19 protein-coding genes are annotated in these 19,055 nt (G+C 67.2%); 8 read left to right on the top strand and 11 right to left on the bottom strand.

The annotated features are described in order from the left end of the window. Positions 1-19 precede the first annotated feature (19 nt). Complete coding sequence (locus ABQ137_RS09355) at positions 20-1,234, top strand: nucleotidyltransferase family protein (RefSeq protein ID WP_349782144.1); 1,215 nt, start codon at positions 20-22, stop codon at positions 1,232-1,234. Positions 1,235-1,520: 286 nt separating this feature from the next. Here ABQ137_RS09355 and ABQ137_RS09350 read toward each other — a convergent pair whose 3' ends face one another. The 11 genes from ABQ137_RS09350 to ABQ137_RS09300 form a co-directional block, all read right to left on the bottom strand. Then, the gene (locus ABQ137_RS09350; RefSeq protein WP_349782142.1) at positions 1,521-2,633 is read right to left on the bottom strand and encodes a glycosyltransferase family 4 protein; all 1,113 of its coding nucleotides are present in this window, start codon (positions 2,631-2,633) and stop codon (positions 1,521-1,523) included. Beyond that, entirely contained in the window at positions 2,630-3,757 is a 1,128-nt protein-coding gene (locus ABQ137_RS09345) for a glycosyltransferase family 4 protein (RefSeq protein ID WP_349782140.1), read from the bottom strand. Before ABQ137_RS09345 ends, ABQ137_RS09350 begins: the two co-directional genes overlap by 4 nt. Positions 3,758-3,893: 136 nt before the next feature. Continuing rightward, a complete protein-coding gene (locus ABQ137_RS09340; RefSeq protein WP_047125534.1) occupies positions 3,894-4,592 on the bottom strand; it encodes a class I SAM-dependent methyltransferase in 699 nt (232 codons plus the stop codon). Continuing rightward, entirely contained in the window at positions 4,589-5,815 is a 1,227-nt protein-coding gene (locus tag ABQ137_RS09335) for an amidohydrolase family protein (RefSeq protein ID WP_349782138.1), read from the bottom strand. Before ABQ137_RS09335 ends, ABQ137_RS09340 begins: the two co-directional genes overlap by 4 nt. Before the next feature lie 12 nt (positions 5,816-5,827). Then, complete coding sequence (locus tag ABQ137_RS09330) at positions 5,828-6,670, bottom strand: class I SAM-dependent methyltransferase (protein WP_102253890.1); 843 nt, start codon at positions 6,668-6,670, stop codon at positions 5,828-5,830. Positions 6,671-6,827: 157 nt separating this feature from the next. Then, entirely contained in the window at positions 6,828-7,679 is an 852-nt protein-coding gene (locus ABQ137_RS09325; protein ID WP_184517113.1) for a Wzz/FepE/Etk N-terminal domain-containing protein, read from the bottom strand. A 43-nt stretch (positions 7,680-7,722) separates the two neighbouring features. Then, positions 7,723-8,859 carry a hypothetical protein gene (locus ABQ137_RS09320; RefSeq protein ID WP_184517110.1) on the bottom strand — a complete coding sequence of 379 codons (1,137 nt, stop codon included), beginning with the start codon at positions 8,857-8,859 and terminating at the stop codon, positions 7,723-7,725. A gap of 5 nt (positions 8,860-8,864) precedes the next feature. After that, the gene (locus tag ABQ137_RS09315) at positions 8,865-9,803 is read right to left on the bottom strand and encodes a glycosyltransferase family 2 protein (protein ID WP_184517107.1); all 939 of its coding nucleotides are present in this window, start codon (positions 9,801-9,803) and stop codon (positions 8,865-8,867) included. Then, on the bottom strand, positions 9,800-11,053 hold the full coding sequence (locus ABQ137_RS09310) for an O-antigen translocase (RefSeq protein ID WP_184517104.1): 1,254 nt from the start codon (positions 11,051-11,053) through the stop codon (positions 9,800-9,802). The genes ABQ137_RS09315 and ABQ137_RS09310 overlap by 4 nt, the downstream gene beginning before the upstream one ends. Then, positions 11,050-12,162 carry a DegT/DnrJ/EryC1/StrS family aminotransferase gene (locus ABQ137_RS09305; protein WP_374057861.1) on the bottom strand — a complete coding sequence of 371 codons (1,113 nt, stop codon included), beginning with the start codon at positions 12,160-12,162 and terminating at the stop codon, positions 11,050-11,052. The genes ABQ137_RS09310 and ABQ137_RS09305 overlap by 4 nt, the downstream gene beginning before the upstream one ends. A 12-nt stretch (positions 12,163-12,174) precedes the next feature. Beyond that, positions 12,175-12,648 carry a sugar 3,4-ketoisomerase gene (locus ABQ137_RS09300; protein ID WP_184517796.1) on the bottom strand — a complete coding sequence of 158 codons (474 nt, stop codon included), beginning with the start codon at positions 12,646-12,648 and terminating at the stop codon, positions 12,175-12,177. Between the two features lie 297 nt (positions 12,649-12,945). On the opposite strand from ABQ137_RS09300, the gene ABQ137_RS09295 reads away from it, so the two are divergent. The 7 genes from ABQ137_RS09295 (at position 12,946) to ABQ137_RS09265 (ending at position 19,054) form a co-directional block, all read left to right on the top strand. Further along, the gene (locus tag ABQ137_RS09295; protein WP_104552729.1) at positions 12,946-13,560 is read left to right on the top strand and encodes a cytochrome b; all 615 of its coding nucleotides are present in this window, start codon (positions 12,946-12,948) and stop codon (positions 13,558-13,560) included. A 71-nt stretch (positions 13,561-13,631) separates the two neighbouring features. After that, on the top strand, positions 13,632-14,984 hold the full coding sequence (locus tag ABQ137_RS09290; protein ID WP_184517099.1) for a cytochrome C: 1,353 nt from the start codon (positions 13,632-13,634) through the stop codon (positions 14,982-14,984). Positions 14,985-15,008: 24 nt separating this feature from the next. Further along, positions 15,009-15,398 carry a c-type cytochrome gene (locus ABQ137_RS09285; protein ID WP_016902092.1) on the top strand — a complete coding sequence of 130 codons (390 nt, stop codon included), beginning with the start codon at positions 15,009-15,011 and terminating at the stop codon, positions 15,396-15,398. 319 nt (positions 15,399-15,717) lie between these two features. Then, positions 15,718-16,452, top strand: a complete 735-nt coding sequence (locus ABQ137_RS09280; RefSeq protein WP_349782133.1) for a TorF family putative porin — start codon at positions 15,718-15,720, stop codon at positions 16,450-16,452. Between the two features lie 63 nt (positions 16,453-16,515). After that, positions 16,516-17,097, top strand: coding sequence for a sigma-70 family RNA polymerase sigma factor (locus ABQ137_RS09275; protein WP_046342333.1), 582 nt, complete (start codon positions 16,516-16,518; stop codon positions 17,095-17,097). Then, positions 17,094-17,747: a zf-HC2 domain-containing protein gene (locus tag ABQ137_RS09270; RefSeq protein WP_184517098.1), complete on the top strand. Its 654-nt coding sequence runs from the start codon at positions 17,094-17,096 to the stop codon at positions 17,745-17,747. The genes ABQ137_RS09275 and ABQ137_RS09270 overlap by 4 nt, the downstream gene beginning before the upstream one ends. Next, positions 17,744-19,054 (top strand): S8 family serine peptidase, encoded by a 1,311-nt coding sequence (locus ABQ137_RS09265; RefSeq protein ID WP_104552731.1) that lies wholly within the window; start codon positions 17,744-17,746, stop codon positions 19,052-19,054. The genes ABQ137_RS09270 and ABQ137_RS09265 overlap by 4 nt, the downstream gene beginning before the upstream one ends. Position 19,055 lies beyond the last annotated feature (1 nt).

Raw genomic sequence — 19,055 nt, 5'->3', positions numbered from 1 at the left:
TTCTCGGAATCTCCGCCGCATGCAGCCTTCCCTTCGCACCATCAAGCACGGCCTGCAGACGGCCACCGAACGGCTGGCCCGGGAATTGGCGCAGCCCGGCGAGGCGGTGCCGCAGTGGGACCGGCTGCAATGGCAGCTGGCCGCGGCCGCGGCGGCCGCGCATGGGGTGTCGCCGCTGCTGCAACGCCGTTCGCTGTGGCAGGACGCCGACTGGACCGCGTTCCTGCACGAGCAACGTAGCCATGTCGAAGACCGCCATCGGCGCATCGCGCTGCTGCTGACGCGCATCGACGCGGCGGCGCGTGCGGCGGGCATCGCCCTGGTCGGTCTCAAGGGCACCGCCTTGCATCGGCTCGGCGTCTATCTGCCCGGCGATCGCCCGATGGCCGATATCGACCTGCTGGTGGCGCCGGAGGATGCGCCCGTGGCGGCGGCACTGTTGTGCGAGCTTGGCTACGTGGCCTCCTTCGAACAATGGAAGCACCAGGTGTTCAAGCCGCTGCAGGGCGAGGCGGTTGCGGGACTGGGCGAGCATCGCGATGCGCCGATCAATCTCGAGCTGCATACCCGCATCCAGGAACGCCTGCCGCTGAGCAGCGTGGACATCACCGCGCGCATCCTGCCGGAGCGTCCGCAGCCGGGATTGAACCCCTACCCGTCGGTCGGCGCGCTGATGTGCCATCTGCTGCTGCATGCGGCCGGCGGCATCTGCCAGCGCAGCATCCGCCTGATGCATCTGCATGACCTGGCATTGCTGGCCACGCGCATGGGCCTGCGCGACTGGGAACAGTTGTGGGACGACTCGGCCATGGCGCCGTGGTGGGCGTTGCCGCCGCTGCTGCTGTTGCAACGCTATTACCGCAGCGTGGTGCCGCCGGCAGTGATGGCGCGGCTGCAGGCCGATTGCCCGCGCCTGCTGCGCATGCGTGCGGCTCGCCAGACCCTGACCACTGCTTCGTGTTCCAACCTGTGGTTGTCGGCCCTGCCCGGCATCGAATGGTTACGCTCGCTGGGCGAAGCGCGCCAGTACCTGCGCAAACGGGTGGTGCCGTCGGCCGAGAGCCGCAAGGAACGTGCCGACATGCTGCAGACCCAGTTGTGGCTTCAGGACCAGCCATGGGTGCGGCAGACCCAGCTGCGCCGGATAATGACGCGCCTGACCCGGCCGGTGCCGCGCACCGACATGCTGTATGTGGTGCGTGCAGCGCTGGACGGCTATCTGCAACCAGCCTGAGCGCGACCGACAACGCTGCTGCGCTCACTGCCGCGCCGGCGCGGCCGATGCCCGGAGGCGGCAGGTATCAGCCGCATATCCGATTCCGCGCGCCGTCAGCCTCCATCCATCGGCCGCTGGCGACGTCTTGTTGGCCATTCCAGGCCTGTAGCAAGCCCGGGCAAGTGGCCTGCTTGTTCAGCCGATCGTCCTTGCGAGGATGTCACCGCGTTCGGCCTGGCAACCTCGTTGATGCACCACGCGCGTTGCATGGTGGCCGCTGCAGGCTGCGTCCTTGCAGGCGCAGTCAGCGCAGCGGCCGCGCCTCGCACAGTTGCCGATACAGCTGCTCGAACAACCGCGTGGTCAACGCCGCGTCCTCGCGCACCGCACGGCATTGCGCTGCCCAGGCCAGGCGCAGCCGCAACTCGTCGTCGGCCAAGACCTGGCGGACGGCTTCTGCCAGCCCGGCCCAGTCGCCCGGCGGCACAGCGAGCGCACACACCGGTGCCCACTCGACCAGATGCCCGACTGAGGTACCGACGGTGGGCACGCCGGCGACCGCCGCTTCCAGCAGCACCAGCGGGCCGGCTTCGTGCAAGGACGACAGCACCAGCAGGTCGGCCGTCTGCATGATCGGGCGCAACTCGCGCTGGGTCTTGAAACCGAGAAAACGCACCTGCGCGCCCAGGTCCAGCTGGTGCACCAGGCGCTGCATGGCACCATCCAGCGTATCGACGCCGACCATGTCCAGGGTAAAGGCGACACCGGCGCGTTTGAGCGCCGCCATCGCCTGCAGCAAGGTGGTCTGGTCCTTGACCGGATTGAGGCTGGCCACATGCAGCAAGCGGGCGATGCCGCCGCTGCGTGCACGTGGCGCGGCCGCCGGCCAGGCCCGCAGATCCACGCCCAGCGGCACCCGCTGGGCGTGGATGCCGAGCGCCTTCAGCGACTCCAGGATGGGCGCGCTGGGCGCAGTGACGCGGTCGGCCAGGCGCAGGATCACCGCTTCGCGTAAACGCCCGCGCCAGCGCTGCCGGCCGCCGTAGCCGATGCCACGCAACGCGACCAGCTCGCCACCGGCGATATGCACCACGCTTGGACGGCGCAACAGCCTTGCCGCGGCGACCGCGATCAGACTGCAATAGCCGGAAAAGATCGCCTGGATCACATCGAAGGGAGCACGCCGGTGCTCGCTGGCAATGGCGGCGATCGCGCGCGTGCGGGTGCGCCTGGCGCCGATGTTGTGCACGGTGGCGCCGCGCAATGCCCAGGTCCCGGGCAGCGGCTCCTGGTGCAGCACGAACACATGCACCTGGTGATGGCGCGCCAGCCATTCGATCAGGGTCAGGAACACCGGGATCACGCGGACCTCGCCGCTGCGGTCCACGCCACCCGGGACCACCAGGGCCAGCTTCATGCGCCCCGCCCTGACGCGGCCAGCAACCGGGTGTACGCATGCTTCCAGCGTTGCCCCACCGCGGCAAACGACAGCCGTGCCTCGAAATGCGCGCGCACCTGTGCGCGGTCGGGGCGTTGCCGGAAGAGCCGCAACAGCAGTTCCGCCAGGGCCGAGGCATCGCCCACCGGCCACAACGCGCCGACTGCGCCGCCATCGCTGAGCGCACGAAAGGCCGGGATATCGGTCAAGAGCGGCAAGGTGCCGCAGGCATACGCCTCCACTGCGGCATAACCGCAGCTCTCCGCATGGCTGGCGGAGACGAACAGGTCGCAGGCACGCAGCAGCGTTTCCACGCGCGCATGCGGCACCTTGCCCAGCAGCTGCACGCAGCGCGCCAGCGACGGATCGGCGCGCAGGCGCTGCTGTACCTGCTCCAGCAAGGGCGCCTGGTCGAACACGCACCACAGCCGCAGCCCCGGCAACACGCGCGCGGCCAGGGCGACGGCATCGAGCACGCACAGCGGATCCTTGGCCGCGCTCAGATGCCCGACCCACAACACGCAGGGGTCGCCATGCAGGCGGGTGTGCTCGCGTGCCTGCAGGCGATCGCCCGGCGAGAAGCGGCTGCTCGATTCGGGAATCGCAAACAGCTGCGTCCTGGCCTTGAACAGGCGCGCCTGTGCGAACGGATGCGCCATGTCCAGCGAGGTGAACGCGATCCCGGCGGCGGCAGCGTAGCGACGCCGCCACACACTCCGGGCCCACCAGCGCGGCAGGCGGTTGGCGTGATCCTGCAGCAGGATCGGCGTATGCGGCAGCAGGCGCGCGAGACGACGTGCATCGCCGGCAAATTCCAGACCGTGGACATGGACCACATCGGCACCGATCTTGTGCAGCATCGCCGCAAGCAGCGTTGCGCGCTGCGCACTGCCGCGCGCACCCAGCTCGACGAAGCGGTAGTCCACGCCCTGGCGGGTGAGCCGCAGGTTCAATGCAGATGCCTGGACCACCGCCACGCACACCCCGGCGCTGGCGACGGCCTCGGCGATATCGGCCAGCGATGGCCATTGCGCGAACACCTGCTCCGCGGTCAGGCCGGCCGGCGTCGGCACTAGATTGAGTTGCGCCACCCGCAAGCTCATGACAGCGACCACGCACGGATTACACGGCCTGCAATCGCGATCCCGCTACTTGCCGCGCACTGCGCGGTGCGCGAGCGGCAAGGCTTGCCCGCGGCCGAGGTGCTGCAGGCACACGCCAGCATGACCGCCACGGCGCTCACGCGATGCGCCGCAGCCGCAACACCAGCGCAACCGGCACCTGCAGCGCGGCCTGATCGAACCGTGCACCGGGCGCGATGTCGGCCGGGTCCAGCATCGGCTCGGCCACCGCTTCGATCTCCATCCCCAGCGCCGCACAGGCCGCATGCCAATGGCTGTAGAGATGTTGCGTATGCCGCACCGCGTACTGCTGGCCATCGGCCTTGAAGTCGCGCCGCCAGCCCAGCGCATGCCCGATCGGATGCACGTCGCTGCACAGCACGATGCCGCCGACGCGGGTGACCCGATGCAGTTCTTCCAGCGCCGGCCACAGCCGCTGCAGATGGCCGACCACCAGGCCGCAGACGCTGAGATCGGCCACTGCATCGTCCAGCGGCAGCTGCTCCAGGCTGCCCTGTTGCAGGCGCATCCGCGCCGCTGGCCAGTGCTGCGACAGCTCGGTGTGCGCACGCTGCAGCATCTGCGGCGACAGATCCACGCCGGTGACCTGCAGCGCGCCGCGCCGCAAGGCATGCAGCATGTAGCGGCCGCTACCGCAGCCGGCATCCAGCACGTGCTGGCCCTGCAACACGCTCGGCATCAGCGCGAGCATGGCGCGCTCCTCGGCCAGCATCACCGGATTGTGCGCATGCGGCGGATACGCCTGCGCCCACAGCGCATACGCCGCTGCCGGCTCCAGCGTCGGCACTGCGCTCACGACAGCGCACCGCTGGCGGCCATGGCCATGGCCATGCCGGGCCGGTGCGCAGCCTGCGCCAGGCGCTGCAGGCCGGGTTCCAGTGCCAGCACCGCCGGATCGGCCAGCGTGGCATCGAGCAGCTTGGGCCGGCCATCCAGCAGTACCGGCACGGTCGGGACGCCTGCAGCGTCGAACCAGTCGGCAAAATCCGGGTCGGCGATGCGCGGGACGCCATCACGTATCACCGCACGCAGGTCGCTACGTGTGCAGCCCACCACGCTGTCGGCCGGGTCGCCACCGCGGTCGCGCACGATCACCAGATCCGCCGCCGCCCCCGGCGCCAGGCGTCCACGCGTGGCCATGCGCAGGATGCGCGCCGATTGATGGGTGACCAGGCCGAGCAACAGATCCGCGGCCAAGCCGCTGCTGGCGGCGATGCGCAGTTCTTCCAGCAGATCGCGCGAACCGCTGACGCGCGAATCGTTGCCCAACGCAAGCCGGCCCGCCATGCACAGGCGCCAGGGGTCGAGCGTGCGACCCAGCAGCGCAAGATTGCTCGACGGGCACCACACCACCGCCGCGCCGCGTGCGATCACCTGCTCGATATCGTACTCGCCCATGCCCACGCCGTGGATCAGCACGCTGTTGGAGGCCAGGCAACCGAGCCGATCCAGTTCCTCCAGCTCGGCGGCCGCCACCGCGTCGGTGCCTTCGGCCAGGTGGATCATCCAGGGGTGCTCGGGCGAGGTGGCGGCAAAGCTGCCCTGCACCGGTGGGCCATAGCCGGTCCACCCCAGCGCATAGCTCCAGCCGAACTCACGCAGCAGGCCAACCGGAAAGCCGGGCTCGTCCAGGGTGGCGTGCCACGGGTCGTGCTGCGCCACGCAGGTGACGCCGGCCAGCAGATTCTTCAATCCACCGTGACGCAAACGCACCGCCTTGGGCACACGCAGGGCGGCGGCCACCTCGGGATGCTGGAAATGCGCCTGGAATGCCTCGATCCACGCATAGCTGTTGGGAAACGCCGCGCCCTGCGGCAGCGGCGGCACGCAGTTGACCTGCAGATGATCGTGCGCATTGATCAGGCCGGGCGCCAGCACATGCCCCTGCAGGTCCAGGCGCAGGCTGCGCGTGCCAAGCGTGCCGCCGAAGCGCCCCGCGCGGATGGTCAGCGGCGGGCGCGAGGGGCCGGCCAGAGTGATCGAGCGCCCGCCCTGCAGACAGACATCGGCCATGGACATCGGCGTCTCCACTCAGCGCTTGCGCATCACGATCAGGAAGTGGTCGCCCATGTCGCGCAGCAACGGCAGGCCGCCCAGCCGGTCGTCGCACTGGCCCAGGCGCGCGGACAGGCGCGGATGCCGTTCGCAAAAATCCACCAGGTACGGCGGCGGCAGGAACAGGCTCAACGCGCAATAGCGGTCCAGGACGAAGTGCTTGGCGAAGGCGCGGTAGAACTCGCGCGGCAGGTGGTACCAGGTCCAGATGGTGTGGCCGTTCATGCCCACCGCGGTGACCCCGCGCGCGGCGCGCACCGCGGCGCGTTTGAACCGCCCGCGCACGCTGTAATGGCCGATTTCCCAGGGGCAGATGCGCCCGATCACCGAGAACACCAGGCAGCCATCGGCGCGCAGCAGACGCGCGCATTCGGCCGCCACCGCCGGCAGATCCGGCGCGCAGTTGAGCGGGCCGAAGTTGGAATACATGCCGTCGAAGCTGCCCTGCAGCTGGTCGAGCTGCTGGATGCCGACATGGGCCGCGCTCAGGCGCTCTTGCAGGCCCTGCGCTGCCGCGCGATGGCGGGTGCGCTCGACCATCGCCGGCGACCAGTCGGTGGCCAGCACGTGGTAACCGCGACGTGCGAATTCGCCGGCATCCAGGCCGGTACCGCAGCCCAGGTCCACCAGATGCGAGCCCACCGGCAGTTCGGCCGCGACGGTGTCCCACAACGTGCTGCGCATGCGCTGGATCAGCGCGTTGTTGCCGCGTGGGCCGTCGTAGTCGGGCGCAACGCTGTCGAACGCGCGTTGCGTCTCCAGCAAGCGCTCCGGGGCCACCGTGCCACCGCGCGCCGCATGCTCATTGACCACCGACATGCGCAGCCTCCCATACCGATCCAACTGTTCTCACGACACTCTCCAGGCGCGATACCGCCAACGCGGCACCGCTTGATTGACCGGTGAGTGCCATGCGCCGGCGGTTTGGTTGCAGCGTGGGCAGCCTTGCGCAGCGTGCCGCACGGCGCTGCGCAGATCAGCCGGCAGCGCGCGGTGCGGCAACCCTGCGGCGCCGCCATGCATTGCGCAACACCGCCACCAGCACCGCCAGCCCCGCCCCGCCGAGCAGGCCGGCGGCCCAGGCGGTGGCGGCGTTGGGAAACGCCTGCTGCTCGGGCACGTACAACGGCCATGCCAGCGAGGTCTGGTAGGTGTAGCGCGTGGTCAGGCGGGCAATCAGATCGTCGCGTTCGCTCTTCAATGCGCGCACGGTGGTGTTGCTGTCGGTCAACAGCACGCCTGCCAGAACCTGGGCCGGCGTGGCCGCGGCGGCGCCCTGCCCGGCCTGCACCTGCTGCTGCAGCCGATCGCGGTTGCGGGTAGCCACGCGCAGATCGTCGGTGAGGCCTTGCAGGCGTGTACGCGCCAGTGCGAGCGCCACGGCGTTGGTGTCGCCGTGCAGGCCCTGCAAGGCGCTCACCGTCGCCATCGCCAGCTTGCGCGCCTGCGCCGACGATTCGGCCCGGATGGTCACCCCGATCAGATTGGCATACGGGTCCGGGTCCGGCTTGAGGCTGCCGCGGTACAGCTGCGCAGCGCGGCTTTTCAGCGGCACGCCGGCCTGGCGCAGCACCGCATCCTGGAACAGCCGCGTCTTCATGCGGTCGATCACGCGCTGGAACGGTTCGACCTTGGGGTCGCGTCCGGCCGGCGTGGGGCCAATCTCGCCGACCTGGATCCAGGCGGTGGCCTCCCACTGCGGCCGGGCCAGGCGGGTAAAGGCAAAGGTCAATGCAAGCACCACCAGCAGTGCGGCCAGCGCCCAGCGCCATTCGCGGCGCAGGATGCGCCACAGGTCGATCAGATAGATATCGTCGTGTTGAGTCATGGTGCACCGGCTCTGGAACAGGGTGAAGCGGAGCGGCCGCGCATTACGCAGCAGCGGTGGGTACGGCATTGCGGACAGGCAACAGCACCGTGCAGGCATGCAACACCAGGCACAGCGCGACGAAGCCGAAATTGGTCCAGGTGAAGGCCTGCGGCGCGAACGGCGACATCAGGCAGGCATAGGCGATGCGCAGGAAGATCAGCACATGGAAGATCGACAGCGAGCGGTTGAGCAGGCGCACGCTCCACACCAGCCCTGCATACAACGCCAGCAGCGCCAGCAACGCACCCGGCGCCCCCCAGGCCATCAGGAACGGAAAGAATTCGGTCCCCACATTGATGTTGGGCGCATCCAGCGGAATGCTGGTGCCGGCAGTGGCGATCGAGCCACTGAACGGCACCAGCTGATTGACCAGGAAGCTGGCGTTGACATAGCCCTTGGCCAGGATCGCGCCGAAGTTGTACGGCCCGGCGCTGATGTACAGCAGCAACCACTGCACGCCCTGCGGCATGGCGCGATACAAGGCACTGAACGGCAGGGCGACCGTGGCCAGCGAGCCGGAACGCAATGCGCCGAGGATGGAAAACACCCCGCCACCGGCCAGCGCCAGCAGGCCGATGGTCTTCCACGGCAGGCGACGTGCCGGATCGCGGCGCAACAGCATCACCAGCACGAACGAAAACAGCCCCGCAAAGATGCGGTTGCGGTCGATCACCACGATCGGAAACACGAATCCCAGCGTCAGCATCGCCGCACGCAGCCCGCGATGGCGCACGCACAGCAACGCGATCGGCGGCAGGATCCAGCACATGTTGGAGATGTGCCGCACATGCGCGCGCAGCGGGCTCAAGGTGGCATACGAGGACGGATCGCTGAACAGCGGAATCGGAAACAGCGCCACATCCACGATGCAGAACAGCGTCACCACCGCCGCCAGCGTCATCACCAGGAACGCATCACGGGTGCCGGCGTAACGGTAGGCGCGAAAGCGCTCGAATGATGGCAACCGAATTCCAATCAGCAAGTCTAAAACAAACACCTGCCAAGCCGCGAAAAGCAACCAAAAAATACCTTTGATATAATCAATAGGGATCTGATAGATTCCCACAGTGACCAAGCAACTGATCACCAGCGACGGAAACAGATAAGTTGCAGGCCTGCGTAGAACTTCGCCCGTCACCGATATCACCGAACCCTCCCGCCACGATACGGACGCCAGGCAACTATAGACTTGGCAAAATACGCCAGCAGATGCATCGACGCTCTAAAATACTGCCTTTTTAAGAAAAATATTTTTGCACCAATTAAACTCTTCTGAGCTCGCAACAACCAATTTTCACACCCTTCAAAGAGCGTAGAATTACGCGACGCCACAAGCCCGAATTCAGCTAGGTTGTCCAGCCTCCTGGAAACATCCCTTGTCTTGCTGACGTTGGTTTCATGCAACCTATATGCGCAGACCTTGATGTCAATAAAACCAAGAGCATCACGTGCGACAAGTCTAAGAAAAAAATCCCAATCTTCAATCCTCAGAGCTTCATCCCATACAGCCCCCATTTTAAACGCGCTACGCCTTAGCATTGTGACAGCGCCACTGATCGCCCAATTACGGATCACGGCACGACGAACCCCCGCATCAGAAAGATATGATTTTTTATTGGCGCCATGGAGATCGCACATAGCGCTTTCGTACAATTGCTGCCCTTCAGAATTAATAACAAACGCATCACCGACCACGACGTCTTTACCAAGATTCAATTCCAGGTAGCCAACCTGAACTTTCAAACTTCCTGGAACTAAATAATCATCACTGGCGACGACGCGCAAATACTCACCGCGCGCACGCAGCGCCAGCTCGTTGAGTGTGGCCGCCACCCCGCGATTGGCACGCTGCACGAACTGTACCGGCAGCCGGTGGCCATGGCTGGCGATCCACTGCGCAATCTTCTCTCCGGTCGCATCGCTGGAGCCATCGTCGATGATGACCAGCTCCTTGCACGGGTACGGGTCCTCCAGCACGCTGTCCAGACAGCGTTGCACGAAGCGTTCGTGGTTGAAGGCCGGGATCAGCACCGAGACCAGCGGCCAGCGTGCACGCCCGAGGGGTTGGGAGGAATCGCTCATGCCGGCTGCACCAGATAGCGCCGCACCACCACGATGTTGAACAGCAGATACAGCACGTAGTTGGCGACGAAGGCATACATCGCGCCGATCAGCCCCCATTGCGCGGTGAACAGATACACCAGCGCCAGATAGCTGGCGGCAAACACGCATTCGGAGATCACGAACAGACGCGTCATCGCCTTGGCCAGCATCACGTACGACAGCACGAAGGCGGCGATCTTGATCACATCGCCCAGCAGCTGCGGAGCGTACAGCGGGGTGGCCTGGGCAAACCGGGCGTCGAACAGCAGCCAGGTCAGCCAATCGCGACACAGGTAGACGCCCAGCGCCATCACGACCACCGCCGGCAGCACATGGCGATACGCGGCACGCAGCTCGCGCCCGAGCGCTGCGCGCTCCTGCAGCGATGCCAGCTTGGGCAGGTAATACACGTTGATCGCGGTCGTGAAGAACAGCAGATACGCATCCGACACCCGGCTCACCGCCTGCCAGTACCCCACCTGCTGCCAGCCGAACTGCAGCGCCAGATGGTCGCGCACCAGCATGGCCACCAGCTGCGGCACCAGCGTGGAGGTCAGCGTCATCACCGAGAACGCCGCCAGCCTGCGCGTCATCTGCGCATCGAAGCGCATGCGCAACATCTCGCGCCGAAAATAACCGCTGCGCCGCAGCGCCGGCACGCCGGCCAGCAGCCACAGCACCTGGCCCAGCACCAGCGCCAGCAAGGCGCCCTGCAGCTGTGCCCGGCTGGACAACCATGCCACCAGTGCCGTGCTCAGCACCGCACCGCTGACCTGCACGAATGCCAGGCGGCGCACGTCCATGAAGCCGTTGATCACCGCCAGGATGTAGTTGACTAGTGCGATGCCCATCTGCGCCACCGCCGCCACGCAGATCAGCGGCCGGTACGCCGCATCGCCAAGCAGGCGCTCAGCGATGGCACCACTGAACAGCAACGCCAGCACCGCCATCACGCAGGCCGCGCAAAACGCGTACCACAGCGCCGCGCTGAGCAGACGTGCCAGCGCAGCCGCGTCGTCGCGGTACTCAGCCACGTACTTGACGATGCCGGCACTGATGCCGCCGCCTGCCAGCACCGCCAGCACCGACATCAGATTGAGGAACTGGCCCAGCCGGCCGACCCCTTGCGGGCCGGCGTAGACCGCCACCAGCTTCACCACCACCAGCGCAGCCAGCAGCTTGGCCAGCGTCGCAACGCCGGTGTAGGCGCTGCTGCGCACGACATTCATGCGGGGGCGCCAAACGACTGGCATGCGGCAATCACGCGTGCAACCGACGCATCGTCCAGCGCCGGCCCCATCGGCAGGCTCAGCACTTCACGGTGCAGCCGCTCGCTCACCGGCAGGCAGGCATCGCCCAAGGTGGTGTAGGCCGGCTGCCGATGCGGCGGCACCGGGTAATGGATCTGGGTATGGATGCCCGAGCGCAGCAGATGCGCCTGCAAGGCATCGCGCTGGGCGCTGCGCACCACGAATAGATGCCAGACGTGCTGCACTTCGGCCACCACCGTCGGCAAGGTGATCAGAGGGTTGTCGATGCCGTGCAGGTAGCGCTGCGCCACTGCGCGGCGACGGGCGATCTCATCGTCCAGATAGCCCAGCTTGACCCGCAGGAACGCCGCCTGCATCTCGTCCAGCCGCGAATTCACGCCCTGGCAGAGGTGGTGATACTTCACCTGCGAACCGTAGTTGCGCAGCGCGCGGATGCGCTCGGCCAGGCGCTCATCCGAGGTCACTATTGCGCCGCCGTCGCCGAGTGCGCCCAGGTTCTTGGTCGGGAAAAAACTGAACGCTGCCGCATCGCCAAAGGCGCCGGCACGTCGCCCGTTCGCACTTGCACCATGCGCCTGCGCGGCATCTTCGATCAGCAGCAGCCCGTAGCGATGCGCCAGCGTCTGTAGCGCCGCCACATCCACCAACTGCCCATACAGATGCACCGCCATGATGGCGCGCGTGCGCGGGCCGATCGCCTTCTCCACACTGGCCGGGTCGATGTTGAAGGTCGCGGGGTCCGGCTCCACCGGTACCAGCACCAGGTGGTTCTGACTGATCGCAAGAAAGGTGGCAATGAAGGTATTGGCGGGCACGATGATTTCGTCGCCCTCGCGCAATACGCCCAGCTCGCGATAGCCGCGCAGGATCAGCGACAGCGCATCCAGCCCGTTGCCCACACCCACCGCCTGCGCAGCGCCGCAGTAGCTGGCGAATTCTTCCTCGAAGGCGGCCAGCTCCTGCCCAAGCACATACCAGCCGGCATCGATCACCCGCGCCGCAGCCAGCTTCAGCTCATCCGCATACCGCGCATTGACCGCGCGCAAATTCAAGAACGGCACATCCATCGGCACACGCATTTAGGGTCGAACTCCCAAAAACGCATCAGAGTGAGCAGCGATGTCTTCACGCATATTCAATGCCTTTTTGCCAGCGCGCACTTCGCTGAGGAACTGGTCGTAATCGAGAATGTAGTCGGCGGGATCGTAGAACTGGTCGGCCAGCACCATCAGCACGCAGTCGGGGCTGAAGCGATGCAGGTCGCGCCACACCATGCGGCCGAGCAGCAGGCCCTGCGATGGATCGTCCAGCACTACTTCCTGCTGGCCGTGGCCGTCGCCCTGATCCAGCAGGATCGTCACCGAGCCATGCAAGGCCACCGCCAGCTGGTTGAGCCGACGGTGTGCATGCTGTCCACGATGGACGCCGTTGCGGGTGCCGAACAGGTAATACACACGACGTATCTCGAACGGGACATTGCGCTGCTGCTCCAACGAGATGAGCAGCCCGCGATCGTCGCCGTGGGTATGCAACTGGATGCGTTCGATGGCCATGATCGGAAGGGCGTAACCGCTGACTGCACGTAGTGCGACATGCCTGAGTGCGCCGGCATGCGCGAAAGGTTGCGCGGCGTCACGGCGCTGCGAACCCAGGTGCGCGCAAGCGCAGTCGCTGCCGCCAACACCGTGCCAAGGCACGTCATCCGCGTACGGCGATGCAACCTTTCGGCGGCCGCACCGCACATATCGCTGCACGTTCACGTGGCCGCAGCTCGGCCGGCGTGGGGAGCCAGGCCTGGCAGCGCACCGCGCACTGCCGGATCCAACGACACCAGCGCAGGACACCGATCGATGAGTTCATCCCCCCACGCGCCCGATGCGGTTGCAGCCGACAGTGCCACGGCGCTGCCGGAGCAGGCCGCACTGCCGGCGCGCGTCATTCCGCTGCCCAGACCGATGCGCGTATTGCATTGGCTGACGGTGTTCTGCCTGGCCATGGCGGCCGCGCTGATCCTGCTGCGCGCCGAGCTGGAAGGACGCGCACTGCGACAGTGGCTGATGGAAGGCCATCGCCACTTCGGTTTGATGGTGCTGCTGCTGTTCGTCCTGCGGGTGGGCCTGCGCATCCGCCTGCGCGCGTTGCCGCCCGGCCCGCCATCGCCGCTGCCGATGCGGCTGGCTGCAGGCGCCACCCACCTCGCGCTGTACGGCTTGATGGTCGCCCTGCCGCTGATCGGCTGGTCGTTGAGCAATGCCTACGCCAAACCGGTCTATCTGTTCGGACTGACGCTGCCGAACCTGGTTGCGCCGGACGAAGACCTGGCCGACACCCTGAGCACCTGGCACTTGAATGCCGCCTGGGTGTTGCTGGCCTTGGTGATCGCGCATATCGGCGCCGCCCTCTGGCATCACCTGGTGTTGCGCGATGGCCTGCTGCACCGCGTGCTGCCGGGAACACGCCGATGAGCTCCGCCGTGTTGCCCGCTGTCCCCCGCTCCCGCAGCGCCGACCCCCGTACCGTCGAACAAGGACTTTCCATGCCTACTCCCCAGCCCGCTCCGCGTCGCACCACTGCCACGCGCACCGCTTCCCTGACCTCCTTGTTGTGCGTGTCCGGCCCGTTGCTGCTGCTGGCCAGCACCCAGGCGCAGGCGATTCCCTCGTTCGCACGCCAGACCGGTTCGTCGTGCGCGGACTGCCATGTCGGCTCCTACGGTCCGTCGCTGACGCCATACGGCATGCGCTTCAAGCTCGGCGGCTTCACCGATACCGACGGCAACGGCACCAAGATTCCGGCCTCCGGCCAGGTCACCTGGACCCGGCGCAATCCCAGCCGCGGCGACAGCAGCGCACGCATCAACGAAGCGGACCTGTATCTGGCCGGACGGGTCAACGACCATGTCGGCGGTTACTCCAAGATCCGCTCCAACAACGGCGGCAACGACACCTTCAACACCCAGCTCGACGATGTGGATCTGCGCTTTGTCAGCAAGCCGTTCCAGCTGGCCGGCAAGGACGCGATGGTCGGCGTCAGCATCAACAACAATCCCGGTGTGTCCGACCCGATCCAGGTGCTGCCCAATGCATCGACGTTGAGCCCGGTGTCCAACGCCGGCTCGGCCAGCATGCTCAGTTCGTCCTCGCTCTCCAACCGCGTGATCGGCGCCACCGTGTACGGCCTGTTCGACCGCAACTGGTACGGCGAAGTCGGCAGCTACAGCGCGCTGTCCACCGACGCGCAGGACCACCTGGGCTGGAACCCCAACGGCGACCCGGGCAAGCTCAGCGACACCGGCTATGCGCGCCTTGCCTACATGAAGGACATGAAGCGGCAGTTCTTCTCCGCCGGCCTGACCGCCATGACCACGCGCCGCCAGCGGCTGCGCAGCGGCGGCCCCAGCGATGACCTCACCGACCTGGGCTACGACCTGACCTATCAGTTCCTCGGCACCCGCGAGCACGTGCTGTCGCTGGCCTACGTCAACATCTACGAGCGCCGCAAATACGGCAGCCCGCTGCTGCCGACCGACCCGAGCATGTCCCCGCGCGATCGCGGCAGCGTGCGCGATCAGAACATCAGCATGAACTACGCGTTCAAGCAGACCTACGGCGTGCTGGCGGCGCATCTGATCAACAGCGGCTCGTTCGATGTGGCGCGCTATCAGCCCTACGGCATCCCCGACACCACCGCCAATCTGATCCTGCTGTACTGGACCCCGTTCGGCAAGGAAGGCACCTACACCACCAATGCCAACGTGCGGTTCGCGGCCACCTGGTTCCGCTTCGACAAGTTCAACGGCAGCACCACCAATGTGTTCGGTGGCGGCATACCCATCACCAACCCGCGCGATCTCGACAGCTTCGCGCTGTCGGTCAATGTCTCGTTCTGATCCCCCGCACGCGTAAGGACCCCCATGAAGTCATTCCACCAGACCCTGTTGTGTGCCCCGCTGGCCGGCCTGCTGCTGGCCGGCGCCCTGCTTGCCCCGCCTGCGCACGCGGCCGACGGCAAAGGCGTTTTCATGACCGAATGCGCCGAATGCCATAGCGCCGCCCAGGGCAAGAACAAGAAGGGCCCGTCGATGTTCGGCGTGGCCGGGCGCCCGGCCGCCAGCCTGGCCGACTACAGCAATTACTCCGATGCGCTCAAGGCAAGCAAGTGGCAGTGGACGCCTGCCCAGCTCAAGACCTATTTGTCGCAGTCGTCCTCCAAGGCCTTGCCTGGCACCAAGATGAAGTACGAAGGCCTGGAAGATCAAAAGGAGCTCGACGCGCTGATCGCCTACCTCAACACCCTGCACTGATCGCCACCGGCGTGCTGGCGCCAGCGCTGCCGGTTGGCATCCGGAAGCGCGCTCGCCGGCGCATACCGGCACGGGTGCGCGTTGCCTGTGCCGGTTCCTTCGCGTATACGGACGGAACAACCGCCGTCGCAGCGGTCTCGTCTTGCGTGATGGGTCACTATCGCGCCCCTGTTCCATGTAGACGCTTACCCCATTGCCGAATGCCTTGACTGCCAGGCCCTACCCGCTCCGGACGCGACGCAGCTGCGCCTGCGACGGGCAGCCGTGGCTCGCGAGCGGCCACTGGGCGGGCCGGCGACGCTGCCACACGCCCCGGGGCATGCCGCACTGCCGGCATGCGCAGGCCGCGCGCCGACGCGCCGCGTTGCGCCACTGCCTGCTGCTGGCCCTGGTGTTGGGCCCGGGCAACGCCATCGCCGGCACGGTCGGTGGCGCGGTGGCGCTGACCTCGCAGTTGATCGACCGCGGCATCTCGATCGCGCCCAACAAGGCCACCCTGCAGACCGCCGGCTACTGGCTGCCCGCACCGGGCTGGTCGATGTCGGCGTCGGTCGCGCTGCAATCGCCCTCGCTGAGCCGGCCGGTGGCGGTGACCGCCCAGGCCGCACGCGCCTGGATGCTGGGCGACCGCTGGCAGATGCAGGCCAGCGCGTTGTATTACGGCTACCCGACCAACCAGGCCACGCGCACCTTCGACCGCCAGGAGGCCAGCCTGGCCTGGTCCTATCGCGACGTGCTGACCTTCTCGGTGTCGACCTTCAATTTCCCACGTGCCGACCAGTCGCCGTGGAATGTCGCCATCGACGTCACCGCCAATGTCCCGCTGCGCGAGGACCTCAGCCTGACAGTCGGCGCCGGCTCGTCACGTTTCCCGGCGATGGCCTACGGCGCCGCCCGGTCCGGCCGCTATCAGTATGGGCAATTCGGCCTGCGCTGGAGTCGGGACCGATGGACGCTGAAGCTGGAACGCATCGTCACCAGCGACAACACCCCACGCCTGCAGGGCGGCCCCGGCGAAACGCCCTGGCTGAGTACCGCGTCGGTCACCTTCTGATCCCCACGCAACCTTTTGCCCGCCCGCGGGCACTGACATGCGTCCTAAGCCGTGCCTGCCTCGATGAATGATTCCGACACCCTGGGTGATGCCACCGATCGCATGCTGCTGCGCCGCATGGCGGCGGGCGATCGCGCCGCGTTGTCCACCATGTACACCAGCTATCACGGCCGGCTGTGCCGCTTCCTGTCGCGCCTGACCCGGCGCCCGGACATCATCGAAGAAGCCATCAACGACTGTTTCTGGATCGCCTGGCAGAAGGCCGGCGACTTCCGCGGCGATTCGCAGGTTTCGACCTGGATCATGGGCATCGCCTATCGCTGCGGCCTCAAATGCCTGCGCCAGCACGACGGCGAGGCCATCGACGATACAGCGGTGGTGGAAGACCACGCCCCCAGCGCCGACGACAACGACGACCGCGAGCTGCGCGACTGGCTCGACAAGGGCATGGAACGGCTGTCGCCGGACCAGCGCCTGGTGATCGAACTGGTCTATGGCATCGGCCACAAGCTGGAAGAAGTGGCCGAGATCATGCAGTGCCCGGTAGGCACCATCAAGGCCCGGCTGTTCCATGCGCGGGTCAAATTACGCAATGTGCTGCCCGGCCTGGCCGGCGGCGCCCCCTATACGGAGACCATGCAATGAAGACGTTTTTCATCGCGCCTGGCAAGGAATGCTCGCACGCCTGGGAACTGATGCCCGCGGTCCTGCTCGACAGCGCCACCGAGGAAGAGAACACCTGGCTGATCGCGCACGTGGCCAAGTGCGCCTCGTGCAGTGCCGAGTTTGCCCAGCAGAACCGCCTGCGCCAGGCGCTGGCGCTGCCGTCGGCGGTAAAGCTGGACGCCAACGCCGGCCTGCAGCGCCTGCTCGGCCGCCTGGACGCGCCGGAGCAGGCCAGTGCGCCCGCGCCGCCGCCAGCGCGCCGCTCCGGTAGCTGGACCGTGCGCGCGTTGGCAGCCGCGGCGCTGGTGCAGGCGATTGGCCTGGGCGTCATGGGCGTCAGGCTGGCCGCGCCCGCGCCCTCGCACGACTACCGCACGCTCAGCAGCGCCACCGCCCAGCCGGTGCCGCAAGGCGCCATCCGGGTGGTGCCAGACGCCAAGATGACCGTGGCCGACTGGGACCGCCTGCTGCATGCACAGCAGTTGCAGGTGATCGGCGGGCCCAACGGGGTGGGCGCCTACACCGTGGTGCCGGCCCAGCCGCAACCGCCGGCCCAGCCGCAGCAGACCGTGCAGCAGCTGCGCGCCAACCCGGGCATCCGCATGGCCGAGATCGTGTCCGCACCATGAAGCGCCTGCTCGCCATCGGCATCATCGCCGCCTGCATCGGCCTTGGCCCGCAGGCCGCCGCGCAGGAGCCGGCGCAGGCCGCCGCCAGCGCCAGCACGCCACCGGCGGCCGATGCGCATACGCCCGACAGCAGCCGCGACATCCTGCTGGCGGTGGCCAACCCACTCAGCGCGCCGCCGGCCCGCGCCGGTTCCAGCCTGATCGGCTACGCCTCCAGTTATTACGGCGCCGGCCAGAAGGCCGCCGTGCGCATGGAAGCACTCAAGCAGCGCTACAAGCTGCGCGAAGTCTCCGGCTGGCCGATCACCTCGCTGGGCCTGTATTGCGCCGTGCTGCAGCCGCCGCCGGGCGTGTCGCGCGACGAACTGGTCAGCGCGCTGGCCGACGACGACGGCGTGGAGCTGGTGCAACCGGTGCAGGATTTCTCGGTGTTTTCCGCCGACGCATCGGAAAAGACCACCGCGCTGTCCGGCTACAACGACCCCTATGTGGATCTGCAGCGCGGCTTCATCGCCACCGATGCGGCCAGCGCGCAGACCGTCACCCAGGGCCGCGGCGTGGTGGTGGCGGTGGTCGACACCGGCGTGGACACCACGCATGCCGACCTGAAGGCGCGCATCCGCGACGTGCACGACCTGGTCGACGACTCGCCGGTGATGACCAGCAGCGACTCGCACGGCACCGAAGTGGCCGGCATCATCGCCGCCGGCAGCAACAACCATCAAGGCATCGTCGGCATGGCGCCCAAGGCCATGCTGAGCATCTACAAGGCCTGCTGGTATGCGCCCACGGTCGGCGCCACCGCACGCTGCAACACCTTCACCCTGGCCAAGGCGCTGGCGGCGATCAACAACAGCTCCGCGCGCGTGATCAACCTGAGCCTGGGCGGCCCGGCCGACCCGCTGCTGAGCAAGATGCTGCAGCACCTGGTGCAGCAGGGCCGCATCGTGGTCGCCGCGATGCCGCCCAACGGCCGGCTGGACGGTTTTCCCAACGATGTGCCGGGCGTGCTGGTGGTACGCAGCAGCAGCCCCACCGCGGCCATGCCCGGCGTGCTCAGCGCCCCCGGCAAGGACATCCTGACCACCCAGCCGAACGGCCGCTACGACTTCACCTCCGGCTCGTCGATGGCCACCGCGCATGTCAGCGGCGTGGTCGCGCTGCTGTTGTCGCTGTCGCCGTCGCTGGACGCCACCGCATTGCGCGAGCTGATGCAGCGCACCAGCAAGCTCTCCGACGGCCAGTTGCAGGTCAACGCCGGTGCCGCCGTGCAGGCGCTGGCGCCTCCCGCCAGACATTCCAACTGAC

It is taken from the genome of Xanthomonas sp. WHRI 8393 (assembly GCF_040203315.1).
GTDB lineage: Bacteria > Pseudomonadota > Gammaproteobacteria > Xanthomonadales > Xanthomonadaceae > Xanthomonas > Xanthomonas arboricola.
This window is presented reverse-complemented; position numbering and strand designations above follow the sequence as displayed.

Excerpts from the sequence above, each read along its gene's own strand:
- ABQ137_RS09355 (WP_349782144.1), top strand. The coding sequence starts at position 20 with ATGCAGCCTTCCCTTCGCACCATCAAGCACGGCCTGCAGACGGCCACC.
- ABQ137_RS09350 (WP_349782142.1), bottom strand. The coding sequence starts at position 2,633 with ATGAAGCTGGCCCTGGTGGTCCCGGGTGGCGTGGACCGCAGCGGCGAG.
- ABQ137_RS09345 (WP_349782140.1), bottom strand. The coding sequence starts at position 3,757 with ATGAGCTTGCGGGTGGCGCAACTCAATCTAGTGCCGACGCCGGCCGGC.
- ABQ137_RS09335 (WP_349782138.1), bottom strand. The coding sequence starts at position 5,815 with ATGTCCATGGCCGATGTCTGTCTGCAGGGCGGGCGCTCGATCACTCTG.
- ABQ137_RS09330 (WP_102253890.1), bottom strand. The coding sequence starts at position 6,670 with ATGTCGGTGGTCAATGAGCATGCGGCGCGCGGTGGCACGGTGGCCCCG.
- ABQ137_RS09325 (WP_184517113.1), bottom strand. The coding sequence starts at position 7,679 with ATGACTCAACACGACGATATCTATCTGATCGACCTGTGGCGCATCCTG.
- ABQ137_RS09315 (WP_184517107.1), bottom strand. The coding sequence starts at position 9,803 with ATGAGCGATTCCTCCCAACCCCTCGGGCGTGCACGCTGGCCGCTGGTC.
- ABQ137_RS09310 (WP_184517104.1), bottom strand. The coding sequence starts at position 11,053 with ATGAATGTCGTGCGCAGCAGCGCCTACACCGGCGTTGCGACGCTGGCC.
- ABQ137_RS09305 (WP_374057861.1), bottom strand. The coding sequence starts at position 12,162 with ATGGATGTGCCGTTCTTGAATTTGCGCGCGGTCAATGCGCGGTATGCG.
- ABQ137_RS09300 (WP_184517796.1), bottom strand. The coding sequence starts at position 12,648 with ATGGCCATCGAACGCATCCAGTTGCATACCCACGGCGACGATCGCGGG.
- ABQ137_RS09295 (WP_104552729.1), top strand. The coding sequence starts at position 12,946 with ATGAGTTCATCCCCCCACGCGCCCGATGCGGTTGCAGCCGACAGTGCC.
- ABQ137_RS09290 (WP_184517099.1), top strand. The coding sequence starts at position 13,632 with ATGCCTACTCCCCAGCCCGCTCCGCGTCGCACCACTGCCACGCGCACC.
- ABQ137_RS09285 (WP_016902092.1), top strand. The coding sequence starts at position 15,009 with ATGAAGTCATTCCACCAGACCCTGTTGTGTGCCCCGCTGGCCGGCCTG.
- ABQ137_RS09280 (WP_349782133.1), top strand. The coding sequence starts at position 15,718 with ATGCCGCACTGCCGGCATGCGCAGGCCGCGCGCCGACGCGCCGCGTTG.
- ABQ137_RS09275 (WP_046342333.1), top strand. The coding sequence starts at position 16,516 with ATGAATGATTCCGACACCCTGGGTGATGCCACCGATCGCATGCTGCTG.
- ABQ137_RS09270 (WP_184517098.1), top strand. The coding sequence starts at position 17,094 with ATGAAGACGTTTTTCATCGCGCCTGGCAAGGAATGCTCGCACGCCTGG.
- ABQ137_RS09265 (WP_104552731.1), top strand. The coding sequence starts at position 17,744 with ATGAAGCGCCTGCTCGCCATCGGCATCATCGCCGCCTGCATCGGCCTT.